This window comes from Candidatus Saccharimonas sp., from assembly GCA_015256915.3.
Taxonomy (GTDB): domain Bacteria; phylum Patescibacteriota; class Saccharimonadia; order Saccharimonadales; family Saccharimonadaceae; genus Nanogingivalis.
In genome coordinates, this window is record CP076101.2 from 206,632 (window position 1) to 222,712 (window position 16,081).

The 16,081-nt window shown below is 33.9% G+C and carries 15 protein-coding genes; 6 read left to right on the forward strand and 9 right to left on the reverse strand.

The annotated features are described in order from the left end of the window. The first annotated feature begins 49 nt into the window (after nt 1–49). The 6 genes from HXL38_001095 (at nt 50) to HXL38_001120 (ending at nt 7,133) form a co-directional block, all read left to right on the forward strand. A complete protein-coding gene (locus HXL38_001095) occupies nt 50–1,792 on the forward strand; it encodes a penicillin-binding protein 2 (protein ID QWB91156.1) in 1,743 nt (580 codons plus the stop codon). Between the two features lie 9 nt (nt 1,793–1,801). Continuing rightward, complete coding sequence (gene mraY, locus HXL38_001100) at nt 1,802–2,827, forward strand: phospho-N-acetylmuramoyl-pentapeptide-transferase (protein QWB91157.1); 1,026 nt, start codon at nt 1,802–1,804, stop codon at nt 2,825–2,827. Nucleotide 2,828: 1 nt separating this feature from the next. Beyond that, nucleotides 2,829–4,397, forward strand: a complete 1,569-nt coding sequence (locus HXL38_001105) for an FtsW/RodA/SpoVE family cell cycle protein (protein QWB91158.2) — start codon at nt 2,829–2,831, stop codon at nt 4,395–4,397. Next, a complete protein-coding gene (locus HXL38_001110) occupies nt 4,333–5,490 on the forward strand; it encodes a glycosyltransferase (GenBank protein QWB91159.1) in 1,158 nt (385 codons plus the stop codon). Before HXL38_001105 ends, HXL38_001110 begins: the two co-directional genes overlap by 65 nt. A 33-nt stretch (nt 5,491–5,523) precedes the next feature. After that, a complete protein-coding gene (locus HXL38_001115; GenBank protein ID QWB91160.1) occupies nt 5,524–6,399 on the forward strand; it encodes a hypothetical protein in 876 nt (291 codons plus the stop codon). 500 nt (nt 6,400–6,899) lie between these two features. Next, complete coding sequence (locus HXL38_001120) at nt 6,900–7,133, forward strand: hypothetical protein (GenBank protein QWB91161.1); 234 nt, start codon at nt 6,900–6,902, stop codon at nt 7,131–7,133. A 71-nt stretch (nt 7,134–7,204) separates the two neighbouring features. On the opposite strand, the gene HXL38_001125 is transcribed toward HXL38_001120, so the two are convergent. The 9 genes from HXL38_001125 to HXL38_001165 all read right to left on the reverse strand — a co-directional run bounded on the left by HXL38_001125 (nt 7,205) and on the right by HXL38_001165 (nt 16,064). Further along, a complete protein-coding gene (locus tag HXL38_001125) occupies nt 7,205–8,383 on the reverse strand; it encodes a DUF3048 domain-containing protein (GenBank protein QWB91162.1) in 1,179 nt (392 codons plus the stop codon). A 48-nt stretch (nt 8,384–8,431) separates the two neighbouring features. Next, nucleotides 8,432–9,238 (reverse strand): hypothetical protein, encoded by an 807-nt coding sequence (locus HXL38_001130; GenBank protein QWB91163.1) that lies wholly within the window; start codon nt 9,236–9,238, stop codon nt 8,432–8,434. Continuing rightward, entirely contained in the window at nt 9,231–10,115 is an 885-nt protein-coding gene (locus HXL38_001135; protein ID QWB91164.2) for an exodeoxyribonuclease III, read from the reverse strand. The genes HXL38_001130 and HXL38_001135 overlap by 8 nt, the downstream gene beginning before the upstream one ends. Next, nucleotides 10,116–10,595 (reverse strand): SsrA-binding protein SmpB, encoded by a 480-nt coding sequence (smpB, locus tag HXL38_001140; protein QWB91165.1) that lies wholly within the window; start codon nt 10,593–10,595, stop codon nt 10,116–10,118. An 89-nt stretch (nt 10,596–10,684) separates the two neighbouring features. Further along, nucleotides 10,685–12,007: a HAMP domain-containing histidine kinase gene (locus tag HXL38_001145; protein QWB91166.1), complete on the reverse strand. Its 1,323-nt coding sequence runs from the start codon at nt 12,005–12,007 to the stop codon at nt 10,685–10,687. Beyond that, on the reverse strand, nt 12,004–12,660 hold the full coding sequence (locus tag HXL38_001150; GenBank protein ID QWB91271.1) for a response regulator transcription factor: 657 nt from the start codon (nt 12,658–12,660) through the stop codon (nt 12,004–12,006). Before HXL38_001150 ends, HXL38_001145 begins: the two co-directional genes overlap by 4 nt. Nucleotides 12,661–12,741: 81 nt before the next feature. After that, complete coding sequence (locus HXL38_001155; GenBank protein ID QWB91167.1) at nt 12,742–14,118, reverse strand: ABC transporter permease; 1,377 nt, start codon at nt 14,116–14,118, stop codon at nt 12,742–12,744. Between the two features lie 14 nt (nt 14,119–14,132). Further along, a complete protein-coding gene (locus HXL38_001160) occupies nt 14,133–14,771 on the reverse strand; it encodes an ABC transporter ATP-binding protein (GenBank protein ID QWB91168.1) in 639 nt (212 codons plus the stop codon). Nucleotides 14,772–14,780: 9 nt separating this feature from the next. Next, complete coding sequence (locus HXL38_001165) at nt 14,781–16,064, reverse strand: ABC transporter permease (protein ID QWB91272.1); 1,284 nt, start codon at nt 16,062–16,064, stop codon at nt 14,781–14,783. Nucleotides 16,065–16,081: the final 17 nt, after the last annotated feature.

Below are 16,081 nucleotides of genomic sequence, written 5' to 3' on the forward strand. Positions count from 1 at the left end.
GTTAAGCTTTTTTCGAAAAATCACAAAAAGTGTGATAAAATAGAATTATATGATTTTAGGTTTTAAGAATAAAAGTCGAACAGGTTATCTCGCAGTCTCAATTTTAGGGGTTTTTGCGGTAATTGTGGTTCGACTTTTTTTCTTGCAAGTTATTGAAGGTGCAGATTATCGCGCTCGTGCTGATAAAGGTCAGAGAAAACAATTCGAAATTAAAGCTCAACGCGGTTTAATTTATGCAATGGATGGCAAAAAACTAACTAAAATGGTTTTGAATGAAACTGTCTATACGCTTTGGATTGACCCGCAGGAAATTGCAAATTCAAAAAAAGTTAAAAAAAGTGAAATTATTTCAGAGTTTAGAAAAATTGCTGGTGGAAATTTAAGAGATGATTTTGAAAAGCTTTTCGAAAAAACTAGCACGCGATATCAAGTTATTGGAACTAAACTTTCATTAAAACAGGCAAATGCAATTCGTGAAAAGAAATTTCATGGGGTCGGATTTACTGCAGAAACTCGCCGAGTTTATCCTGAGGGAAATTTAGCTGCACAAGTTCTTGGTTTTGTAAATGATAATGGTGGAAATTATGGCATCGAACAGGCAATGAATAAAGAATTGACGGGAACTGATGGCTATAAAAAAATTACTACCGATGCATTCAATCAGGTTATTGAAGTTGGAAGTGAGAATATCGAAAAGCCAGCCATAAATGGAAAAAATATCGCGTTATCAATTGATCGTAATATTCAGGCTCGCGTTGAAAAGGTTTTAAAATCGCAAATGGAGTCAAAAGGTATGAAAAATGGCTCAGTTTTGGTTATGAATCCAAAAAATGGCAAAATTATGGCAATGGCAAACTATCCAACTTACAACCCAGCAGATTATGGTAAAGTTGAAAAAAGCTCAGTATATAATAATAATACTACAACAATGGCTTATGAGAATGGCTCGGTGATAAAATCTTTCACAATGGCAACAGGAATTAATGAAGGCGTTGCGAGTCCTTCAACTCGATATAACAATACTGATTCAATTAGAATTGAAGATATTGTAATTCAAAATGCAGTTTTGGGGCATACTGGTTCGATTACTCTTCAAACAGCCATGAATTATTCGCTCAATACTGGAATGGTGACTATTGGAAAGCTCCTTGGTGGTGGAAGTCTTAACTCAACCGCTCGGGATAAGATTTATGATTATTTCCATAATCGTTTTGGGCTTGGGCTGGACACTGGAATTGAAGTTCTTGAAAGCAAAGGTTTGCTAGTTTCACCAAAAAAAGCTGAAGGAAATGCGGTTCGATATTCGAATATGACTTTTGGTCAAGGTATGACCACAACAATGCTTCAAACGGCAAATGCTTTTTCTTCACTAGTGAATGGTGGAACTTTATATAAGCCAAGCCTGATTGAAGGAATAGTTGATGAAAATGGAAAGCTTTCGAAAAAAGAGCCTGAAATTAATAAAGAAGCGGTAATTTCGAAAGAAACCAGTGAACAGATGAAGCAAGTCCTGGAAGGTGTTCGAAAAGTTGGTGGTGCAAAAGATCCATCGGGTTATCAAATTGGCGGAAAAACCGGAACAAGCCAGACAATCGTTGGTGGAAAATATGTTGATTATCAGACAATTGGTAGTTATGTTGGTTTTGGTGGCGGAGATGAAGCCGAGTATGTTATAATGGTAGCGGTTTGGGGTGAAAATCAGAATCTGCAAGGGTCGAAAGACGCCGCACCGATTTTCACCGAAATTTCAAACTGGCTATTAAATTATTTAGAGATTAAACCAAAGAATTAAAGAGGGAATATGTTAAATATCACAAATCAATTAATCGTTTCTGCATTATTTAGTCTTGCTGGGTTCGTTCTAGCAATGGCTTTAACGCCACTTTATACTTTTGTTGCTTATAAATATAAATTCTGGAAGAAGCAAAAAACAGCATCTGTTACAGGTGAAGCTTTAACTGTTGTAAATAAACTACATGCTAAAAAAATTGCACGTAATATTCCTACTATGGCAGGAATTATTGGCGTAATTGCAGTTATTATCATTTCTGTTTTATTAAATTTGAAGCGTGAGCAAACTTGGTTGCCACTTGCTGGGCTTGCTGGTGGTGCGTTTATTGGTTTAATCGATGACATCTTAAATATTTGGGGTTCGAATCGTAAAGATGCCGGGCTCCGTGCGCCTGTTAAGTTTGCGATGATTATCTCTCTTGCTGGTTTCTTAGCGTGGTTTTTTACTTTTAAACTTCACTTTACAAGTGTTATGATTCCTTTTATTGGTAACATTGAAATTGGATACTGGATGGTTCCACTCTTTATTTTTGCGATTGTTGCAACAAGTAATGCCGTAAATATTTCTGACGGGCTTGATGGTTTGGCGGGTGGATTATTGAGTGCTGCTTTCGGTGCTTTTGGAATTATTGCTCTCGTTCAGAATCAGCATAATTTAGCGGTATTTTGTTTTACTGTTCTTGGCGCACTACTTGCATATTTATGGTTTAATGTCTATCCTGCGCGTTTCTTTATGGGCGATGTTGGCTCTTTCGCTTGGGGAACGACTCTCGGAGTAGTTGCAATGCTTACAAATTCACTCCTTCTTCTTCCTGTAATTGGCTTAATTTTTGTGATTGAAGCTGGTTCAAGCGCGATTCAAATTTTTTCGAAAAAAGTATTTAAACGAAAAATCTTTATCTCTGCACCAATTCATCATCATCTTGAAGCTACTGGCTGGGAAGAAACTAAAATTACAATGCGTTTTTGGATTATCGGAATGGTTATGGCCTTTATTGGTGTAATTTTGGCGCTGGCAGAGCATAAAATTCTTTAAAATGGAAAGAAGGAATAGGAATTTGAGTGAACGACGGGGTTTTGAAAACTATTCATCTCGTCGTCAAGCTCGAACGCCACAAGTTCGAAATTCATCTTTTCGAAAATCACGTAACCAAAGCTTTTTAAAAAGTGATTTGAAGAATGATAATTTTTCAGCAATTTTTCAGCAATTTTTGAACGGTGATTTTGCAGGTTTTTTGGAGCGAGTTATATTTTTAATTCGTTCAATGTTTTTAATTTTCATCGTAAATCCTTGTATGAGAATTTACGAAAGTGTTAAAGCTGACAATAAAAAACGCCTCAATCTTGAAGGTTTCGAAAAAATCCGCAAGCATCGTGCAAATTATATGCTATTTCTTTTTATCTGTCTGTTGCTGCTGATTGGTTTGGTTGTAATGTTTTCATTAAGCCCACAGCGAGCAAATTCATTGAATATTGCTAAAGGTGCGAACTACGATGATTATTATTTCTTCTGGCGACATTTAATTTATATTGCGGTTGGTTTGGTTTTCTTTTTTGGAATGAAGGCAATTCCACTCAACTGGATTTTTTCGAAATCATTACAATTCTTTATCTTTTCTCTAATTTTATGTGTAGCTCTTGCAGGTTTAGCGTTGTTTAATCTTCCTCCTGTAATTTGTGAAAATGGAGCTTGTCGCTGGTTTGGCTTTTCTGGTTTCAGTTTTCAGCAAGCTGAGTTTTTAAAGATTGGCGTGATTTTGCTTCTTTCAACTTTCCTTGGCGCTCAAGCTTCGAATGGAAAAATCAACAGTTATAAAGAAACGATTCTACCGGCTTCAGTTGTGATTATTGCGGTGCTTTTGGTGATTGCTGGTTTTCAAAAAGATCTTGGAACGGCAACGACAATTATTATCGCAATTGCATTTCAGTTTATTATTGCAGGAATGAAGTCTAAAAAATTAATTCCAATTGGTGTGTTGGTTTTGGTTGGGGTTGTTCTTCTGATTGTTTTCGAACCTCATCGAATTTCTCGAATTTTAACTTTTTCGAGTGGCGATTGTAGCAACATTTTAACTGAAAGTGGTAAAGATCAATACCATATTTGTAATGCAAAGCTCGCAATTGGCTCGGGCGGAGTTTTGGGCTTAGGGATTGGAAATTCAGTTCAATCTGCTGGCTATTTGCCTGAAACCATTAATGACTCAATTTTTGCCGTAATGGGAGAAATGTTTGGTTTTGTCGGTTTAATTTTTATTATTGCAATTTATTTCGGGCTGTTTTATCAGCTTCTTGTAATTATTTCAAAAATGGAAAACCCCGCGAGCCGCCTTTTTGTGGCCGGTGTTGCTGGGTGGCTAGCTTCGCAAACAATTATTAATATTGCAGCGATGGTTGGGCTATTTCCACTTAAAGGTATTACAATTCCGTTAATTTCTTATGGTGGAACGAGTTTGGTTGTTATTTTGACAGTTCTTGGTGTTGTGTTTAATATTTCGAATTACACATCATTTACTCAAGTTGAAGATTTTAAGGAGGAAGGCAATGAAAATATTGGCAGTCGGCGGCGGGTCAGGCGGTCACGTAGTTCCAATCGTGGCAGTTTTTAAAGAAATTTTAAAGAAAAATCCAAAAGTAGAATTACATTTTTGGTGTGATAAAAAATTTGCACCACAGGCTAAAAAAATAATGACTGATTCTTTTGGTGAAAGAGTTAAAATTTCAAAAATTTCAAGTGGGAAATTTCGCCGCTACAATCACTTAACTTTTTGGCAGCATCTTACAATTCCAAGTGTTGTTTTTGGTAATCTTATAGATATTTTTCGAAATATTGCCGGTATTTTTCAGTCTTTTTTCAAACTATTTTTTTGGCAACCAGATGTTATTTTCTGCAAAGGCGGGTTTGTTTGTGTTCCTGTTGGAATAAGCGCTTGGATTTTGAGAATTCCAATTGTAATTCATGATTCTGATGCTCACCCAGGTTTAGCTAATCGTATTATTTCAAAATTTGCTAAAAGAATTGCAACAGGCGCACCGCTCGAATTTTATAATTATCCAAAAGAAATTTCAAAATATGTTGGAATTCCAGTACTTGAAAATTTTAAAAAATATAGCAAAAAAGAACAAGATAATTTTAAGGTTGAGCTCGGGTTTTCGAAAGATAAGCCTCTTGTTTTAGTTACTGGTGGCGGTCTTGGTGCAGCTCGGCTTAATAATGCGGTAGTTTCGAAGGGTGAGGAACTTTCAAAATCTGCTCAAATTGTTCTAATCTCTGGCGTATCTCAATTTGATGAACTTAAGAGAAAAACTGAGGGATTTTCGAAGGATTTTTACTTGTTAAGTTTTGTATCAAAAGATATGTGGAAGTTTTTAGCTGCTGCAGATTTGGTTGTTGCTCGGGCTGGTGCAACTTCCAACCTTGAACTTGCCGCGCTTCACAAGCCAACAATCCTTGTTCCAAATGCAAGATTAACGGGCGGGCATCAATTAAAAAATGCGCAGGTTTATCAAAAATCTAATGCTGTTAAGATTGTTTCTGACGATGAAATTGAAAAAAATCCAGAAATTCTTTCAGATGAAATTTTGAGAACTTTAGAGAATCCAGAAGAAATGCTTAAGCTTGGTAAAGAATTTAGTAAATTTGCTAAGCCTAATGCTGCTAAAGATGTTACGGAAATGATTTTTGAAGCCGCAAAGCTATAAAAAATATTGAGCTTATGATATAATTATAGTTAGATGAAAGAAGAAAAAAACTTAACTCGACGCGAAATGCGCGAAAAAATTTTAGAAGAACGCTCGAGAGAGAAGGGTGATTTTCGGCGTGGAAAAACAATTTCACGGCATCAAAAAGAGCATTCTGAGCGTTTAGAAAATCAAAAATTAGTTATTCGCCGAAGAAAGCTAGGCGCTTTTTTCGTGATTTTAGCTATTTTTATAAGTTTAATTTCTATATTTTTATTCCAGTTTATTTCTAAGGTTTCAGTAGTTTCAAATGAGTCGAAAAGTCAAAATTTAAGTAAATATGAAAAATCGGTTGAAGAATATTTAAATATAAATCCGAGTGAACGAATCTTATTAAATTTAAATAAAAACGCTTTACTTGAAAGCCTTCAAAAAGATTATCCAGAAGTATTATCTATTTCGGATATTAAATTTAATAGTTTAACCTCATATAAAATTTATCTTGATTTTCGAAAACCTGTTGCTTCTTGGTTGGTTGATGGTAAAGAATTTTTCGTTGATTCTGAAGGTGTATCTTTTAATATTAATAATTTTGAAAAACCGTCACTAAATATAATTGATGATAGCGGTGCTATAGTTTCTAACGGTAAAAATGTTGCAAGCAGTAGCTTTTTTAGCTTTATTGGAAAACTAGTTTCTGCTGCAAACAAACAGGGGCTAGAGATTTCGAAAATTCGTATTCCGCCCCTTAGTTTACGACAGGTTGAAGTTTCTGTAAAAGGTGTAAGTTACTTTGCGAGGATGTCGACAGCCGATTCTGCAGAAGGGCAAATTATTAACTTTAAAAAGGCTATTGAATATTTTGGAACTCATAAAATTTCACCAAATTACATAGATCTAAGGATTGAAGGAAAAGGTTATTATAAATAATAACAAAAAAGAGAAGAGGTTTGTTCGCTTTTTGTTCTATGCTATAATTAAGAATAAGAAGAGCAGGGAAAAATATAAAAAACATATTATAATATTAAAAAATAAAAAAGTCAAATTGTCAAAAAATAAATAAGGTAGGGGTGTGGAAAATTATTTTTTATCTGTCAGAAAAGATGAATATTTGAGAAATTAAGCTCAAAGAATTTTTAAATTATATAAGGAAAATATTTTTTGTAATTCCCGCTCTTTCCTTGTTAATAATTTACTTGATTATAATCTATATGGATTTATTTTATATAAATTCTTTTTGTGGAATATAATAAAATAAGCCCTACGCAGTATAAATACAAATAGTAATATTTAAGTTTATATTTAAGAGTTATTTTTACATATAATGTCGTAAAAGATATATTGTGCGACCCTTGACATAAATTCTCTTTTTGATATAATGTCCTTGTAAATATAAAATAATTTTAATAAAATATAAGGAAAAAAATTTTATGAACAAGAATCAATTAAATGAAGATAATATTATTTCAGCAGTTGCCCGCGTAGCTCTTAAAACCCAAGAATCACCAAAAACTGGTAATCTATATACTACTATAACTCTACATTTTAAAAACGGTCTTGAAATCCGTTATTTTGTAGATCCTAAAGATAAATTTGGTCTTAAAGATGCTATTTCTCGAATATCTCAATCAGATAAAATTGATAATTTTCTAAATGAGGACTAACAGCTTATGTGAAACTTAAACTGTTAGCCCAAAAATCGCAAACAAAAAGCGAACAAAAATAGAATACGTGTTTACTGCCAGCCTATTGAGCCCGTTGAATTTCCGACGGTAACAATCCAAGATTGGCCTCGATTTATTTTAAAATTTGAACCATCATTATTTTGTAAAATCAATGGGGAGCCTTCGCTTAATTTTATCCATTTTACCTCTTGAGCTACTCCATCTTGAAATACAATCGCTTCTCCACTACCAATATTTCTGTAGGTATTATGATATCGGTCTGCAGCTAGCTTGTTTTCCATTTTTAAAACAATTAGGGATTTAGTTGAGATTTGAGTTCCATTCGCATCTGTATGAGTAACTCCGGCCTGACTTCGCAAATAGCAATTACAGTTTTCTTGGTAAACATAGGTTGAATTATAAGAAAAACCTGAAATATTAACCTGAATTTGGGTTGCATTTTTATCTTTTGCTGGTGAATCTTCTTTTCGACTAAAACCTTCAAAATTCGAAGAATTCCAACCCTTCGAAGAGCCTAATGCTGATAAATTTGTAAAATTCGTATAGACATTATGAGGTGCATAGCGATTTTTTGAACGCCAAAAGGTTTGCGTATTTAAGAATTCATCCATATCTTTATGTTTGCCGTCTCGCATTCTTGCCAAAGCGTCTCCCGGGCCACCAACATGAGCAATCGAGGCATCAAATCCTGAAGCCCAATCAATATAATAACCGCGAACGCTCCTAACGGGCCCTAATAGCTTAGGCTTATTTTGCTGATATAGAGCCAAGAAACGTGTAATTCCACCTTCAGCTATTGCTTCGAAAACGACTTCAGCTTGGCTTAGTCCAGATTGCGGTCTTGCTGGAATTGAGTTTTCAATCATAACACCAAAGACTGGTGCATTTTCGAGTGATTTTTCAGAAACCTCAACTCCAGATAATTTTGAATAAAATTTTTCTGGTTTAGCTTTCTTTTTTGGTTCGGTTTTTTGGCTTTTTGGGTCTAGATTTTTCACGGGTGCGCTTTCTGGTTTTCTAAAAAAGAACAAAAAGCTAAAAATAGTAACCAAAACTAAAAATATTATACCAATAATTAAACTAATTTTTTGTTTTTTTGATAATTTCGAAAGTAAAAAACGTGATTTTTTAGGATTCTCTAATAAAGCTTTCTCTTTTTGAGGATTTTTCTTTATTTTTTCAATATTTTTCTCGGCTTTATCTTGGCGAGTTCTCTTCATTTCAATCATAAAAATCTCGTATTATAAAATCAATTATAATACTTATGTTTTTAAAAATCAAGATGAGATTGCTGTAATTGCAGCTTTTGACCTCTGGTTTTTATTCCAGATTTGCCAAACTGCAATTTTTGTTGGAATTTCACCCGACCAAATTTGGATAGGTGAAAGCTTGCCTAAGTTTAAAGTAGAATTTAGTGGAGATGAAAAAACTTCACCATTTTCAGAAATAATAAAATTTTCGTTATTTAAAGTTAAAATTTGTGCAGGATAAGAAAGTGTAAATTTATGAAGAACTTCAACAATATTCGAAAGATTCATCGAGAAAGTTAGAACTTTTGGGTAAAAAACTTTCGAAAAAATCTTTTGAAGTTGTGCAAAGCTTGCCAAGATACTTATATTTTCTTTTAATAAAATCTCACTAAAAGAATCAAGTAAAATATCGACTGCATCACGAGTGATAAAAACAGGCTTCTCACTTTCAAGAATAAATTTTTCGAAAAGAATTGCCGTTTCGGAGTTTTTGTTTGTGTCGCCAATAAATAAAATAGAATCCGCCCACTTTTCACCAGCTTTAAAATCCTCCCAAGCTTCATTCGAAAATCCACCAGAAAGATTACTTTTTGTGAATATTAGCTCGCTTGAATTAATTTTAATGTCTTTTTTTAAACTATCTGGTAATAAAATTCGAACCTCCCCAACACCAGTCTTTAAAGCAGTTTGGTGGGAAGTTGCAAGTCCGCGAAAAGCCCCTGCCCCGCCACCGATAATCAAAAGTTTGCCCGCATGTGCTTTTTGCTCGGGTTTATTCCAGGCAATTTCAGGAAAAAGTAATTTCGAAGATTGAACTTGCCAAAAATCAAACATCTTTAAGCTCCAGCGAAATTGGACAATGATCGCTCCCTATAATTTCGTTATGAATTTTGGCTTTATTTTTTTCTGAATTTAATGATTTTGAAACAACAAAATAGTCAATCCGCCAGCCAACATTTCGTTCGCGAGATTTTGCAAAATGACTCCACCAGGTGTAGATTTCAGCCTTTTCTGGGTTTTGATTTCGAAAAATATCAAATAAATCGGCTTTTAAGAAATTAGAAAATCCAATTCGCTCTTCATCTGTGAAACCGTGTTTTCCGCGATTGGCTTTTGGGTTTGAAAGGTCAATTTCCTCATGCGCAACATTTAAGTCACCACAAAAGATAACCGAACTTGAATTAAAAATATCTTGTGGATTTTCTTCAATAATTTCTAAATTTTCTGCAAAATCTTCTCTTGAAAATTCGCCATTTTCTAGACCTTTCGAAAAAGCCAGAAAGGCTGCATCCCAATTTTCTCGCAATTTCAAGCGGCCTAAATCGTTTTTAGTATTTGGAGTATAAACTGTAATTAGCCAAAAATTATTAAATTTTGCAGCACAAATTCGTCCTTCGGTTGTAGCATCGCCAAAATTATCGCTGAGTTCAAAATTTTCTAAAATTTTTTTTGGAAAATTTCGCAAAATTGCTTGCGGTTTTTGCTTTGACCAGATTGCCGTTCCCGCATAACCTTTTCGTTCGGCATGAGAGTAAAATTTAAAATATTCAGGATATTTTTCGTCAAAATTCTCTTTCGAAATTTGCGTTTCATCAATTTTAATTTCTTGAAAACATGCGATATCCGGATTTTTTACGCTTAAAAATTCAGCTAAATTGCCTTTTTTTTCGACCGCACGAATTCCATTAACATTCCAAGAAAAAATTTTCATCTAATACCTCTTTAACATTCTTGCATTTTCGCGTTCAGATTGGCGACGTTTTAAAGTTTCGCGCTTGTCATATTGTTTTTTACCTTTTCCGAGCGCAATCACGATTTTAATAAAGCGACCTTCGGCTAAAATTTTAACTGGCACAATTGTAAAGCCTGCCTTCTTTTGGCTCGAAAAATCCTCAATTTGTTTGCGAGTTGCGAGTAGCTTTTTTGGCGAAGTGTCAATTGCGTCGGCTTTCGAAATTCCCTCGCCCTGATTTTTGAGTGAAAAACTTGCATTATTGAGCCAAAGCTCTTCACCTTTTTGCCCATTTCGAAGAGTCACGAAAGCGCCCTTTAAACTAACGCGGCCATCACGCACCGCACGAACTTCAACTCCACGCAAGCTCATTCCAGCAACAAGCTCGTCGCCAAGTTCATAATCGAATCGCGCTCGACGATTAACAATATTTTTAGCAGAAGTTTTTGGTTTTTTCATCTTAAAAATTATAACATTTTCAGCTATTTTTTTCAACCAAGCGTGTTAAAATAAGCTTAAGTATAAAATTTTAAGGAGAATAGCCTAAGTTATTTTTTCGATAAATCAATTAAAAATTTTACACCAATCTTACTCTTTTCTATTTTATATTTGATTTTGTAATTTGTTAAAATATTTTTAACGATATAAAGTCCAAATCCACTACCCTTTTCTTTATTTAGGTCAAAATTTGTTTCAAAAATTTTAGCATTTCTGCTGTCTTTAATTTTCTGATTTGAATTTTCAATATAAAACCAGTTATTCTTGACGCCAATATTTATTTGACCGTTTTGGTTGGAATGTTTTACGGCATTACTCACTAAATTTGAAAGAATGATTTCTAATGCTGTTTCGCCAATATAAATTTCTTCTTGGCTCAGCTGGTTGTCTATTGAGATATTTTTTTGCTCGGCTAATAATTTATAGTTATCTAAAACCTTTTGTAATACTTTATTGATATTGATAAGCTTCTCGTCATTTTTTATATTTTCGAATGAAGAGGTTGATAATATTTGAGCAATATTTTGAGTTAGCTGGTCAACGATATTAAGACAATCTTCAATAGATTTCTCTTTATTTTTATATTTACCAATGCCATATTTCATATTTTCGAGAATTATTTTGAGGCTTGCTAATGGGGTTTTTAACTCGTGGGAAGTTCCTCTAAAAAACTCGCTTTTTAGTTTTTCGAGTTTAGTGATTTCTTGGTTTTTGATTTCTAGGCCATCAATTGATTTTATAAGTGTTGAATATAAATCATTTATTTGGCTTTTTAGAGCGCCAACTTCATTTGTGGAATTAACTTTCAGCTTAGCATTTCGGTTAAGTTTCATCATTTGAGCAGTTGTGGTTTTGATTTCATTGATATTCTTGGTTATAATTTTGGCGTATACTAAAGAAACGATAATTGAAAAAATGAAAGAAAATAAGATTGAAATTGGTAAGAACTGAAAAGTTAGCTCTTTTGCGTCTTTATTCATATCTGTTGTTGAGATAAATTTAACCAGTATTTTTTCGTTAGAAGCGGTCTGAACTTCTCTATCTTCAATAACTAAAGAGTTATTATTGCTGGTTAAATCTGCCTCAATCTGATTATCTATTTTAATTTCATTTAAATGTTCGTTATCTTTCACAAAAGCTTTAACTTTGCTACTTTTAGAATACAGCTCAAGTATTTGCTTGATACTTTCGATATTTTTTCCTTGGATATTCTTGGTGATTTGGTCTGCTTTTTGGGTGATTTCTTGCTTGCGGGTTTCAAGGTAGACTTTTGGAAAAATAAAATAAATTAATGCATGAATTAAAATAGCTAAAATACTCAATGTAGAAAATGTATATAAAAACATCTTTGGAAAAATTTTCAAATTTCTCATTGTTTCTCCAGTTTGTAGCCAATGTTACGGATGGTTTTAATGCAATCAAGCCCAAATTTTTTGCGCAGGTCTTTTATATAAACGTCAATTACTCGATCGAATGGTATGTTCTCACTTTCCTTCCAAACATTTTCTAAAATCTGTTTTCTAGTTAAAGCTCTGCCTTCGTTGAGTAATAAGTATTTTAAAACCTCAATTTCTTTTGCGCTAATTTCTACTGCGGAATTATTTATTTTTGCAGAAAAATTACTGAAATTAACTTCTAGATCTTTATAACTGAAAACTTCGAATTTTTCATAATTTTTTGTAATTAGTGCGTCAATTCGAGCTTTCAAAACTGGGAGCGAAAACGGTTTTTCAATATAGCCATCCGCCAGATTTGAAAAGGCAGTGATTTTAAATTCTTCATCGCTAAATGCAGTTAAAATAAGAACTGGTAGATTGCTTTTTTCTCTGATTCTTCGAAGGACATCTAGGCCGTTTATAAATGGAATTTGAATATCTAAAATCACCAAGTTGATTTTATTTGATTCGAATTTAGACAAAGCCTCTCGTCCGTCGCGCGCCTCGATTGTTTCATAATTAAATTCAGATAGATATGCGCAAATCCCTTCTCGTATTGTTGCGTCATCTTCGGTAATAAGTATTTTCATTGCCATCTTTTAATATTATATCACTTTATAGCGTCTACTTCAAAGAGAATATCAGTGCCATTGTGGCACTGATATTGTTTTTTATTCTGTATCTGATAATAAATCTTTAGGGTTTTTCTTTAGAATACCAGATGAAGCGATATATAGCGAAATTGCGAGCACAATAGTCATGAATATAATTACCCAGACCAGCATATTTGGATTGATCGTCATATCAAGACTACTGAGAGTTTTATTAAATCCATCCACCTCGGCGCCACCACCTAGGCCTGTTGAAGCTGACTGTTTAGCAATTTGCTTAGCGATATTTCCGGTAACACTTTGCAAAATATTGTTTCCAATGTGTTTTCCGGCATAACTAGCTAAGAAATATGAACCAATAAAAGCTGGAATTGTTACGAAAGCTAACTCTACCGTAAACTGAGCTAAAATTTGACCTTTCGAAATTCCTAATGAAAGTAGCACTGCAATTTCTTTTTTGCGGGCATTGATCCATAAGAACAATAGCAGCGAAACTATAATTCCGGCGAATAGCAATGACCCGATAAATAACTGGTTAGCTATAGAATAAACTCCTGAAATCGATTGCTGAAGCGCAGGATAGTTTGAAGAGCTTTTAATTAGACTGTATTCTTGCCAATTTATATCTAATTTTCCAAGATCTTTTATAACTTGGTCAAGATTTTTATTTCCTTTAACGGAAAAAGTTGCATCTTGGTAAGTTGCCGTGTCTTCGGTGTTTCCATAAACCTTTGCTGCAGTGTGAATATCTGTAACTAAGGTATTTTCGTAAAGTTCTTGTGCAGCAGTAACACCACCTTTATTATGCCCGTCAAAAAGGCCTTTTATTTCAACTTCTACCGTTTCGTTAGCGCCTTTTTCGTTATCTGCGTCAAATAAATTTGATTTTATCTTAATCTTATCGCCAACTTTGAGATTGTTCTTTTTGGCTAAATCTTTGTGAATTAAAACCTTATTTTTGTCTTGGCTGGTTAAATGCTTGCCTTCAACTAATTTATATGTGCCTGAAACAAATTTAGTTTCCTTAGAAGAATCATTAACGCCAGTAAGCATAACGGCTCTTTTGAAATTCTTAGCTCGTTCGGGTGATTGATTTGATGAAGTTTCTGATGTTTCGATGATGTCATATCCGTCTAAATCGGCAACGCTATTAATTCTTTTTACGTAGCTTTCTATATTTTCAGAATTGGCAATTTTTTTAATATCTTGGCCCTTGACGTTTCCTCCACCTCTTGGTGTACCAGGGTTAACTCGGCGGTTTATTTCCATTGAAAAGCTATTTGTGATATTGCTAAAAGTTTTAGTTGAAGCTTTATCGGTAGCTTCTTTGATAGATAAACTAATTAAGCTCAAGGCCGACATTGTCAAGATGACTAGCAAAATCACTAGTGATTTTAAGCCTTTTCTCGTTACGTATGCAAAAGCATTTTTTAACATTATTTTACTCCCTTCTACCCACGTTTATTGATTAATTTTTTATTGTTAAGTTCGAACACAATATCGGCAGCACGCGCAACTTCTTTACTGTGAGTTACGACAATTACGCATTTGTTCCTTTCTTTAGCTAGTTTTTTGAGAATCTCGATAATCTCGCTAGCTGTATTTTCATCCAAATTTCCAGTTGGCTCATCAGCCAAAATAACTGGTGCGCTCGAAACTAGTGCGCGCGCAATCGCTACTCTTTGCTGCTGGCCGCCTGAAAGCTTCATCACGTTTCGTTTAATTTGGTGTTCACTAAGACCAAGTTCTAACAAAATATCCTGCTGGGCTTGATTATTCACTAGGCGGATATTTTCGAGCGGTGAAAGGTAATCGATGAGATTATAATTTTGAAAAACCAGAGAGATGTTGTTTTTGCGGTGATTTGTGTAGCCAGTTTCTTGGATATTCTCTCCATTGAAAAGTATTTTTCCGTTATCTGGCTCATCTAGGCCAGCTAGCAATGAGAGTAGTGTGGATTTTCCGGAGCCAGATTTACCGATAATCGCATAGAATTTTCCCTCTTCGAAACTTTCATTAACATTTGCTAGAACTTTCTCTTTCGAATCTTTATAGCTATAAGTTAAATTTTTAATCTCTAATATTTTCATAATATTCTCCTAACTAATTTTTGATAAAATTTCCTTTGGTTTTTTAACTAAAATCATCGTTGATGCAATAATTACAGACAGAATAATTATTGTGATTAATATGCTATAGCTTTGCATAAAAACCGCTAAGCTGTCTAACCCAAAAATATTGTTTATGAAACTTGATGCTACAGATGAGGTTTCTTCGGCTTCACTGAGCCCTTTTGTGATTAAGCTGAAAACTAAATTTCCAAGAATGAAAGAGCTGATTATTGTAGGGATTGATATTAAAACTAGCTCTATAATAAATTGTGATATTATCTGAAGTTTGCTTGCGCCGATTGATAGTAGAATTCCTATCTCATAAATCCTCTCGCGCAACCAAAGCATTAGAATTAAGCTAAGCACTACACTTCCACCAATTATTATCAAATAAGTCATTAAATTGATAATATTTTTAATTCCAGCTATTGACTCTAAAGTGTCCTTGAAGGCGGCATTATTTTTTTCAATCTTATATTTAGACCAGTCGATATTAAGTTTTTCAGTTTTTGCAATGGCTTTATCTAGCTGGTCCGCCGTTTCGGTGTATAGAGTTGTTTTGCTTAAAAGTCGTTCGTTTTCTGACAGATTAAGTGCTTGCATAGTTGTTTCGAAATCTGAAAATATTGTATTCTCACTAAAATCAGAAGATAAACCAGTATATTTTTCTTGCTTTTTACCGCTAAAAATCCCCACAATCTCAAACCTAGTTTTTTGAGATTTAGTTTTTTTGTCGCTTGTATTTATTAAATTAAGCTCAATTCTATCACCAATTTTTAGATTATTTTTTTGAGCGAAAGCTTCGTGGATTAAGGCTTTTCCTCTATCGTTTTGTTCTAGATGACGACCTTGTTTGAGCTTGAATACGCCACTGCTAAAGAGTGTATTTTTAGCGGTATTGTTGGTGCTGTAAATTGCAACTGTATTTTTTGAGTCTTCACCAAGATCATCTCGCTGAACTTGCTGATTAGAGGATATAGCTTTAGCATTTTTAGGTTTGGCCAAGCCTTCGTATTCAAGCAATAACTCTTTGATTTCTTTAATATTTCGAATATTCTTAATATCTTTGTAGCTAAAATAGCCCTGAGAATCTTTCTTAACTATCGAGAAAGATGAATTCGATGCTTTATATAGCGAATTTTCTAGATTAATGCTAGAATTAACTACGCTCAAACATGCATATAGGCTTGAAAGCACCGCAGTAAGAATTAAAAAAACAATCGTAGTTCTTTTTTTCTTTCGCGTAACATAAGCCAGTGACTTTTGTATGATTCTCAATCTATCTCCTT